Annotated in this window: 11 protein-coding genes; all 11 read right to left on the bottom strand. The window is 54.2% G+C overall.

Annotated features, from left to right (window positions below; translation table 11 throughout):
* Positions 1-103: 103 nt before the first annotated feature.
* On the bottom strand, positions 104-517 hold the full coding sequence (locus tag BW989_RS12085) for a DUF4345 family protein (RefSeq protein ID WP_076588669.1): 414 nt from the start codon (positions 515-517) through the stop codon (positions 104-106).
* Between the two features lie 76 nt (positions 518-593).
* The gene (locus tag BW989_RS12080; RefSeq protein WP_129582930.1) at positions 594-980 is read right to left on the bottom strand and encodes a nuclear transport factor 2 family protein; all 387 of its coding nucleotides are present in this window, start codon (positions 978-980) and stop codon (positions 594-596) included.
* A gap of 651 nt (positions 981-1,631) precedes the next feature.
* A complete protein-coding gene (locus BW989_RS12505; RefSeq protein ID WP_076588667.1) occupies positions 1,632-1,982 on the bottom strand; it encodes a hypothetical protein in 351 nt (116 codons plus the stop codon).
* A 133-nt stretch (positions 1,983-2,115) separates the two neighbouring features.
* Positions 2,116-2,640 (bottom strand): cold shock domain-containing protein, encoded by a 525-nt coding sequence (locus BW989_RS12070; protein WP_076588666.1) that lies wholly within the window; start codon positions 2,638-2,640, stop codon positions 2,116-2,118.
* Between the two features lie 116 nt (positions 2,641-2,756).
* Positions 2,757-3,605 carry a hypothetical protein gene (locus tag BW989_RS12065; RefSeq protein WP_076588665.1) on the bottom strand — a complete coding sequence of 283 codons (849 nt, stop codon included), beginning with the start codon at positions 3,603-3,605 and terminating at the stop codon, positions 2,757-2,759.
* 191 nt (positions 3,606-3,796) lie between these two features.
* The gene (locus BW989_RS12060) at positions 3,797-3,994 is read right to left on the bottom strand and encodes a hypothetical protein (RefSeq protein WP_076588663.1); all 198 of its coding nucleotides are present in this window, start codon (positions 3,992-3,994) and stop codon (positions 3,797-3,799) included.
* Positions 3,995-4,133: 139 nt separating this feature from the next.
* On the bottom strand, positions 4,134-4,379 hold the full coding sequence (locus tag BW989_RS12055) for a hypothetical protein (protein ID WP_129582929.1): 246 nt from the start codon (positions 4,377-4,379) through the stop codon (positions 4,134-4,136).
* Positions 4,380-4,497: 118 nt separating this feature from the next.
* A complete protein-coding gene (locus tag BW989_RS12050; protein ID WP_076588660.1) occupies positions 4,498-4,959 on the bottom strand; it encodes an RDD family protein in 462 nt (153 codons plus the stop codon).
* A 30-nt stretch (positions 4,960-4,989) separates the two neighbouring features.
* The gene (locus BW989_RS12045; protein ID WP_076588658.1) at positions 4,990-5,451 is read right to left on the bottom strand and encodes a hypothetical protein; all 462 of its coding nucleotides are present in this window, start codon (positions 5,449-5,451) and stop codon (positions 4,990-4,992) included.
* Positions 5,452-6,750: 1,299 nt separating this feature from the next.
* A complete protein-coding gene (locus BW989_RS12035; RefSeq protein ID WP_045898630.1) occupies positions 6,751-7,596 on the bottom strand; it encodes an AadA family aminoglycoside 3''-O-nucleotidyltransferase in 846 nt (281 codons plus the stop codon).
* A 105-nt stretch (positions 7,597-7,701) separates the two neighbouring features.
* On the bottom strand, positions 7,702-7,974 hold the full coding sequence (locus BW989_RS12030; RefSeq protein WP_076588654.1) for a hypothetical protein: 273 nt from the start codon (positions 7,972-7,974) through the stop codon (positions 7,702-7,704).
* Between the last annotated feature and the right edge of the window lie 382 nt (positions 7,975-8,356).

The following is an 8,356-nucleotide window of genomic DNA, read 5'->3' as shown; positions in this document are numbered from 1 at the left end:
CTAACGCCTGAGTTAAGCCGCGTTGCGCACGTGGCAAGCGGCGGTGTAGCGTTAGCTTACACCGCAAGCGCGGCCACGAAGCAACGTCGGCTTGAACGAGTTGTTAGACGTGCTGCCGGTATTTTCTGAGCCAGATGAGCAGCAAAGGCGGAAGCAAAATTTCGGATGCCATCAAGGCAATGACAGTTGCTGGTGGAGGACCAAAGGAAACCCAAGAGATGAGGCGGGAAAGTCCAGCCGCGAAAGTGAGCCAGAGGGCCGCTTTCAGCACTGGGAAATATCGTGTCAGGTCGCCAGCGGAGATCCACAGCACTGCAGCGTAAAGCGCGTAAGCGACGCCGAAGAAGCGGTTCTGACTAGACAGGCCGGGGCTGGAGACAACCGAGTCATGGAGTGAAACTCCCAGGAGAACATCTGCTCTCAGTCCGAGCGTGAGATGGAGAGCGCTGACCAACCCGAGCGTAATCGCGAGAACTCGTAGTGTCGTAGGAAGTGCTCGCATGAAACCGTCCTGCACGTCTAACGCCTGAATTAAGCCGCGCCGCGAAGCGGCGTCGGCTTGAATGAATTGTTAGCCACCGCGTCCAAGCAGTTCAAGCCATAAGCTCGACGAGGTGTGAGCGCCAGCTTGGTGCCTCGTATGGTTCCGGCCAGAACTCTACCAATCGCACGATCTTGCTTTTGGAAACGGTGAATAGTGAGATCGCGCGGGCAGACTGCACCCCATCTGTGACCGATACGTCTGAAACAATTTCTGAGTCGTCGCCAAAGAGCCGATGAATGGTGAAGTGCCAGCGTCCGTGGGCTGGGTACTCATGATTCATTTGGGCAAACCGCAGGGGGCCAGAAATGAGTTCTTTGGATTGGGGCCACTCAAGAACGAATTCCGGGGACAAAACGGATGTGACCGAATGAAAGTCGTTCGTCGCCATGAGGCGCCAGAACTCGCGAACAACTTCCGTGGCTTTAGTTGGAGACACAATGTCCTCCGGGCGGTGGCTAACGCCTGAGTTAAGCCGGCCTGCGTAGCGGCCGAGCGTTGCGGTACAACTTACCGCAAAAACGAGGCCGCGAAGCGGGCTCGGCTTGAACGAATTGTTAGGCTGCTGATCGCGACCTTGCAGTCAGGTTGCGAATTGCTGATACGACTGTTGCGATTGCAAGCGTGAGTAACAATAACCAGACCCATACAATGTGCAGGATCATGAAGTATGGCGCATGCACAACAAGTGCTGCGCAGAGCAATGCCCACGGAGTAAGTAGCAATGTTGCTGCTAATGCTCGCCTCCAAATTCTTCTTCCAGGATCTATCCGTAGCGCCCAGGCTAGAAGTGCTGCCTCAGCAATGAAGAAAGCGACGAACAACAGGAACGCACCAGTTGGATGCCGCCACTGAGCCCTGTCCTCGGGCTCATAGAAAAAGTACAGCTCTGGCTTCAGGCTAAGAACAGTTGCGAACACGATTACGATCGCTGTTATAGCGAAAATTACAGTGTTCTTTTTAGAGTTTGTCAGCATGTTTCTACAGCAGCCTAACGCCTGAGTTAAGCCGGCCTGCGTAGCGGCCGAGCGTTGCGGTACAACTTACCGCAAAAACGAGGCCGCGAAGCGGGCTCGGCTTGAACGAACTGTTAGGCCTTTTGCGGCGGTGGAAGCATCATGGGGACGGCAAATTTGATTCTGCTCACTGTGCTGCTTTCGGTCTTGGACTCGCCTGTACTCCCAAGACTGACAGCGCCCACAATCACGCCTATGCCACCTTTTGTTCCTTGTCCAGTATTAGCCGTTAGGGCGATATCGAATGTAATTACCGAGACCGTTGAATGAAACGCAAGTAGTAATCCGTGCTTTCCTAGGTCTTCGTGATTCCCTGAAAGGGATGGGTTCAACATGCCGCCGAGGTTTTGAATCGGCGCCTGAGCGGATGTCAAGCCTTCTGCTACTTGAACTAACGCTTGTTGAATGAACTCTTTCAGATCCATGAAAATTCCCTAAAAGGCCTAACGCCTGAGTTAAGCCGCGGTGCGCACGTGGCAAGCGGCGGTGTAGCGTTAGCTTACACCGCAAGCGCGGCCACGAAGCAACGTCGGCTTGAACGAATTGTTAGACCTTTGCTCAGTTGCACCACTGCTGTTCGCAAGGTTCACCATCGCCATTCCCGTCCATCTGAACATTCGGGCAATGAGCCAAGAAATACTTGGCTTCCTCGCAAGAAGTCATTTGCGGGCATTGGGTTCGTCCGTCGCACTTAAAGCGCGAAGATGGTTGCTGCGAAAGGTTGGACTCCACTTGGGGAATGGAGGGTTGATCAGGCTTCGAAAGAAATTCTTGATAGCCGTAACCAGCGATCGCTACGAGAGCCGAAAATGAAAGAATCGTGGGAACAACTTTTGAAGAGAGTCCGAGCGGAGAACGCCGAGTGCTAGGCGCTGATTTTGTGGCGGTTCTGCGGATTCCGGTGGCGCGCCGTTTCCCGTCGTTAGCTTCAACACTAAACGAAACTAGCTCCCCAACTTGCGGCCTGGTGCCACGCGGGAACTCTGAAATGTGGACGAAGACTTCTTCGCCAGTGCTAGGCAGCTCGATGAACCCGAAGCCGCGCTCGTCGTTCCACTTTTTGAGGATTCCATGTTGCTTCATGCAAAGGTCTAACGCCTGAGTTAAGCCGAACTGCGTAGCGGCACGGCGCTGTGGTAAACGCTACCACATGAGCCGGGCCGCGAAGCAGGTTCGGCTTGAACGAATTGTTAGGCCTCTTAGTGCGTTAAGAGTTCCCGAGCAACCAAGGCATAAGAAATGACGCAAAGAAGTCCGCGCGGAAGAACTTCGTTATCTGGAAAGTCTTCATGAGCGACTAAATTTCTCTGGACGCGGAGCGTCTGGCAAAGCCTTGCCCCGTTAGATGTCAGTATCCGAGCGTCTTCTGCTTCTCGTATCAAATCTTGAAACTTCAACTGCTCATCAGATTCTTTGCGTAGTAGGGAGGCTAGATGCTTGACCAACGAGGTGGACAAAACTATTGGAGTGCTTCTGTCTAGTTTCAGATTCTGAAGAACGGTGGGAAGCGGCCCCACTGATCCCCAGGAGAGAGAGACGATCGCTCTAGGCAAGGACTCAACATCCAGAGTCAATGATGAGTTGAGGCCTGCTTCGAGATCGGCGATTTTGGCGCGGGATACTGCCAACTCGGTCAGCAACTGGATAGACGAGCGATTGTTAGAGTACGCAGCTTGCGTGAACTCATGAAATTCGTCGAAAGTTCCATTTTCTGGGAAGCCATGAATAAAAGCTGCTTCCATTAGGTTCATAAGCTTAGTATTAGTTTCTATTTGCTTTTCCCATGACTCAAGCAGGCGTCGGCGGAGATCCGTAAGTTCTGGCGATTCAAGGGCGTTGTGTTGTGTGTTCGTTTGCGCATCGAGCCATTCAATCTCGTCTGGGCCAAATTCGTAAATGATTCGATCATAGATGTAAGGACTTCGATAGTATCTCCAAACTTTTTCAGCCGGGTCCCATCGGTAGTCGGGAATATTTTTGGCCCGCTCACGATGTGAATATGGAAGGCTGATTAGGAATTCAGTATCAGTAATCGTGATTTGAGTCATGCAGTGATCCTCTGGCAGAGGCCTAACGCCTGAGTTAAGCCGACCTGCGTAGCGGCCGGACGGAGTGGTACACGCTACCACGCAAGTCAGGCCGCGAAGTAGGTTCGGCTTGAACGAATTGTTAGACCTGCGGCAACGGCTTCTGAAGAGGCATATCTGAGCATTGCCCGACAGTATTTGTGCTTGCACTATCAATGGAAGGCAATTGGACCTTTCTTCCAGCGAGCGGCAATTAGGCCAAGAATGAGCACGCCTGCTGCGATGCTCGCGTAGGCGAAGAAAGCCTCTTTCTGTTGTTGCAGCATTATGGCCCCGTTTCCCAAGGCCGCAATTCCGACAGCCAAAAGAGACCAGCGAAGAAGGTTCCAGTTTGCGTTTCCAAGATCCATGCTTTTTTCCCTGGGCGATTGAAGAGCATCCAACGCAGGTCTAACGCCTGAGTTAAGCCGACCTGCGTAGCGGTACGGCGGTGTGGTACACGTTACCGCATGAGCCGGACCGCGAAGCAGGTTCGGCTTGAACGAATTGTTAGGCCGCTGGCTTGTTTTTTGCAATGTGATACGCGTAACCGGCAGTGCCGACCGCCATTACAAGATAGAGCAATGCCATTAGGCTGAAACCAATCGGGTGGCTAGCGAATGCAATTGCATCTTTGCCACGAGATGGTCCATTGATGACTCCAGAAGCCAGGCCGCCGATTAAATTGCCGGCTGAGATTCCTGCGAAGGCAGCGAGTGCCAAGATGATCAACAGCTTTTGCAAGGCAACCCTCATGCTTGTTCCTGCGGCCTAACGCCTGAGTTAAGCCGCGGTGCGCAGTGGCAAGCGGCGGGTTACGCTGCAAGCGTACCCGCAAGCGCGGCCACGAAGCAACGTCGGCTTGAACGAACTGTTAGCCTTCAAATCGAACTGGCTGAGGGCCACGATTTTTGCTTCTGATCACAACGGTGCGAGCGATGTGGTCATGCCAGCCTTGCTTTTTAGGGTCAAACCCAATCCATATGTAGCCGATCAAGAGTCCGATAGCACTAATAAAGTAGGAGAGATATCGGGCTATGGCTTTCCCGATTGAAATATTCCTGCCTGTATCTGCATCAACGATTCTGGCACCAATTGCCATTTTACCTGGCGTTTGACCAGTTGCTACCCAGAGCCAAACATAGGCAATCGCTGGCAGGATCCAGCTAATTATGAAGTCAGCAGGGCCATGGATAAACTTGTCGCTCGTCCAATAAGACGATCCATAAATCAAGGTAAGGACAGGAACGGTGATAGCGCTGACAAGAATCGCGTCAATGATTGCGGCACCTAGTCGCGGCCAAAATCCAACATATTCCATATCACGAAGCTCCATGAAACTCCCCTTTGAAGGCTAACGCCTGAGTTAAGCCGCGCCGCGAAGCGGCGTCGGCTTGAATGAATTGTTAGGCCCCGTACGCAGAACCTGATGAACTGGGACAACCTTGGACTTGATGGTTCCGCTGAAGTAGCCGCCACCCTCCAGGAAAACACAAGGATCATTGTATTGATCAAAAATTCCTGCTGGAACGCGTGCAGTGATTAGAACGGATTCGCTGTCTATCGGGAAGTTGAACCCACCGACGGTGTCTCCGCCAATGTCCGGATGTGCGGGATAGCGATTGACAGGATCTGAGCAGTTGATGATGACTACAGAGAAGTAGAACTCACGTCTTTTGATAATCCGTGCGTCCGAGGATTTGATAGTCACCTCTATGACCTGCTCTGACTTCTCGCTGCGTGACACCGCCGATAGGGGAATCGGCTGGAACTCGCAGCGCACCAGCAAGAGCAGAAGGGCTCCAAGCAATGCGATTGTCGCCAGCAACCTACGTCCAAGTCGCAATCTTGCAGCCATAGGGGCCTAACGCCTGAGTTAAGCCGGCCCGCTGAGCGGGCACGGCAGAGGCACAATCCTAGCGCTTCTGCCGAGACCGCGAAGCGGGCTCGGCTTGAACGAGTTGTTAGGCCCCGGACTGAGAGCCTTTCTGACGCCGGTTACGAAAGATCGGTCCACGGCGAAAAATCCAGACCAGCGGGCCGCCAAGAACGTACCAGGCACCGTCCAGAGTTGCCCAAAGCCTTTCCCGAAGAGTAACGGGCTGCGAATGCTTGGTGCGCAATCGTTCGCGCTGCTCTCGCTTGCGACTTGCGACCTCTGCTCGTCTCTCCAATGCAGCCGCCGCTTTCGCTTCTCTCTTTGACTTGCTGCGGTTGCTCATACGGGGCCTAACGCCTGAGTTAAGCCGGACCGATTTGCGGCCGCGGCGATGGCACAGTCTACGACGCCACGCCGAGGCCGCGAAGCGGGCTCGGCTTGAACGAATTGTTAGGTTTGCTGCCCGTTGCGTTGTCCTGCTAGGAAGAGAGCGAGAGACAGACCCACCGATGTCCCGCAGAAGAACATGCCGATCATGCCGAGAAGGTCATCGCTCCAGATTATTCGTGCGGCGGAAAAGCAAAGGAACAAGCCGTGTGAGATGCACAAGACCGCCATAAAAGCTCGGCCAAGGGGGTGGGCGCGACCCTTAGACGAGACGACTAAGCGGTAAGCCTTATCCGACAGACTAGATCTGTGCCAAGTGCCGACAAGGGTCAGGCCGCCACCCGCGAGGACAAGTGCGCCGCACAGAAAGATCATGAAGCCGATCATGTTCATTGCAAACCTAACGCCTGAGTTAAGCCGGCCCGCTGAGCGGGCGCGGCGATGGTTCAATCATAGCGCCAGCGCCGAGACCGCGAAGCGGGCTCGGCTTGAACGAATTGTTAGACCGCTAGCGACTATCTCCGCTTTGAGAACGCAAATGCAACGATTGCAATTGCCGAGAGCCAGACAACAAAGTTCAACGCGAACATTTCCCAGCGGATGTCATCCAATCCTACGAGTGCACCCAGGAAGTCCGCGGATCCAACCGGGGAGCTGGTCATTCCATCCACGACATAAATGAATGGCCATCCGCCGGCAGCGACGTCACACCCGTTTTCACAACCCATGATGCTGGGGCGAGTCACAGGCGTCTTGCGCGGAAGCCAGCTGCTGCAAATGGTCGCGCCTAGCGCGACTATAACCGAAAGTGCTCCTTCGATGGATCGACTCAAATCCTGCACCCGCGGTCTAACGCCTGAATTAAGCCGCGCCGCGAAGCGGCGTCGGCTTGAATGAACTGTTAGACATCATTGGCGTGGAGCCGAGCAGACTGGCGGCTTCGTGCTTCACAAAGTAAATGAACGCAGTCAACTGATCAGCGCGTGAGGCCAAGCAATCCATCCCTTGTCCAAGGTAAGCCTGCTGGGCTTCAAGCAGCACGGGCTGATGTTGGACGGGCAGGCGTTCCATTACCCAGTTGGCAGCTACATCCTTCGGCGCTATCTTGCCGGTTGCTGCGCTGTACCAAATGCGAGACAAAGTAAGCACTACATTCCGCTCGTCGCCTGCCCAATCCGGTTGTGAGTTCCATAGTTTCAAGGTGTCGGCCAATGCTTTGAATAGATCGCTTTCCGGGACTGGGTTGAAGAAATCTTCTGCGGCCGAACCTGCCAAGGCAAGGCTGTGTTGCCTTGCTTTAGTTAGCAGAATAGCCAGATCAACATCGGTTGTCGCGGGCTCGAAGATGCCCGCAAGAATGTCCTTGCGCTGCCACTCCCCGAATTGCAGTTCCCGTCTGGCTGGATAACGCCAAGGAACAACATCGCCGTACACGACGATGGTAACTTCCAAGGCACGGAGAGCTTCACTTTGGCCGGGAGAAGCGGAAACTTCCAGGAAATCTACGAACAGAGCCTGCCGCACAGTCTCATCGAGCTGTGCAGTCACAGTAACCAGCAAATCAATATCACTGCATGGCTTCAGGCCACCGTCGAGTGCAGAGCCGTACAAATGCACGGCCAGCAACGTCGATCCCAGATGATGCTCGATGACGTTGAGTGCCTGTGATAGCTGTACCGAAATCTCGGCGGGCACTGCGTTGCTCATGATGTCTAACGCCTGAGTTAAGCCGGCCCGCTGAGCGGGACCGGCGATGGTTCAATCATAGCGCCAGCGCCGAGACCGCGAAGCGGGCTCGGCTTGAACGAATTGTTAGGCCAAGCTTCTCTCAGCGATTTCAATGGCATCCCGCAGCTCTTCCGGATGCATTTCTGTGTCATCCGTGAAGTTGGCCGCCAAACGACGCCGGCCCTCCGGAAGGACAATTTCCAGGGCGAACTTTTGACGAAGAAAGGTGGCAAGCGCTTCATTGGTCAGGTTCCAGACCGGGACTGACCAGTTTTTTCGGCAGCGGCGAATCAAGCCAGAGTCAAAGTCAGGTTCGCGCCAAGGCCCTTCAATGTCGGCAACGCATCGCTGTTCCATGCTTGGCCTAACGCCTGAGTTAAGCCGACTTGCGTAGCGGCATCGGCGATGTGGTAAACGCTACCACATGAGCCGGGCCGCGAAGCAAGTTCGGCTTGAACGAATTGTTAGACCTGTGAACTACTGTTTTTGATTCGCAATGTTTGGCTTTTGAATGTGCTGTGCGCAGCTTTCCAAACACTTTCGTTGAACAGGTTTAGCGTCCGGCGAAGCGGACGAGTAGGGCGTGCGCGAACACCATCGAACGCGACAACTAGGCTTCCGCGTTTGAACTTTTAAAGTCTCGCTTCTGTGCGCGCGTAGCGGGCACCGCTGTTGAGCAGTGCGACCGCTTTTGTCGCTCTGCGGTTTGCCTTTGATGCGCAAACCGTGTGCTTTCTAC

This window comes from Solilutibacter tolerans (genome assembly GCF_900155935.1).
In the GTDB taxonomy this organism is placed as follows: Bacteria; Pseudomonadota; Gammaproteobacteria; order Xanthomonadales; family Xanthomonadaceae; genus Solilutibacter; species Solilutibacter tolerans.
The sequence above is the reverse complement of the archived record's forward strand: the minus strand, read 5'-3'. Positions and strand labels throughout refer to the sequence as shown.

Bases quoted from the DNA above. Each gene is read 5' to 3' on its own strand.
- BW989_RS12505 (WP_076588667.1), bottom strand. From the start codon at position 1,982: ATGGATCTGAAAGAGTTCATTCAACAAGCGTTAGTTCAAGTAGCAGAA.
- BW989_RS12070 (WP_076588666.1), bottom strand. From the start codon at position 2,640: ATGAAGCAACATGGAATCCTCAAAAAGTGGAACGACGAGCGCGGCTTC.
- BW989_RS12065 (WP_076588665.1), bottom strand. From the start codon at position 3,605: ATGACTCAAATCACGATTACTGATACTGAATTCCTAATCAGCCTTCCA.
- BW989_RS12060 (WP_076588663.1), bottom strand. From the start codon at position 3,994: ATGGATCTTGGAAACGCAAACTGGAACCTTCTTCGCTGGTCTCTTTTG.
- BW989_RS12055 (WP_129582929.1), bottom strand. From the start codon at position 4,379: ATGAGGGTTGCCTTGCAAAAGCTGTTGATCATCTTGGCACTCGCTGCC.
- BW989_RS12050 (WP_076588660.1), bottom strand. From the start codon at position 4,959: ATGGAGCTTCGTGATATGGAATATGTTGGATTTTGGCCGCGACTAGGT.
- BW989_RS12035 (WP_045898630.1), bottom strand. From the start codon at position 7,596: ATGAGCAACGCAGTGCCCGCCGAGATTTCGGTACAGCTATCACAGGCA.
- BW989_RS12030 (WP_076588654.1), bottom strand. From the start codon at position 7,974: ATGGAACAGCGATGCGTTGCCGACATTGAAGGGCCTTGGCGCGAACCT.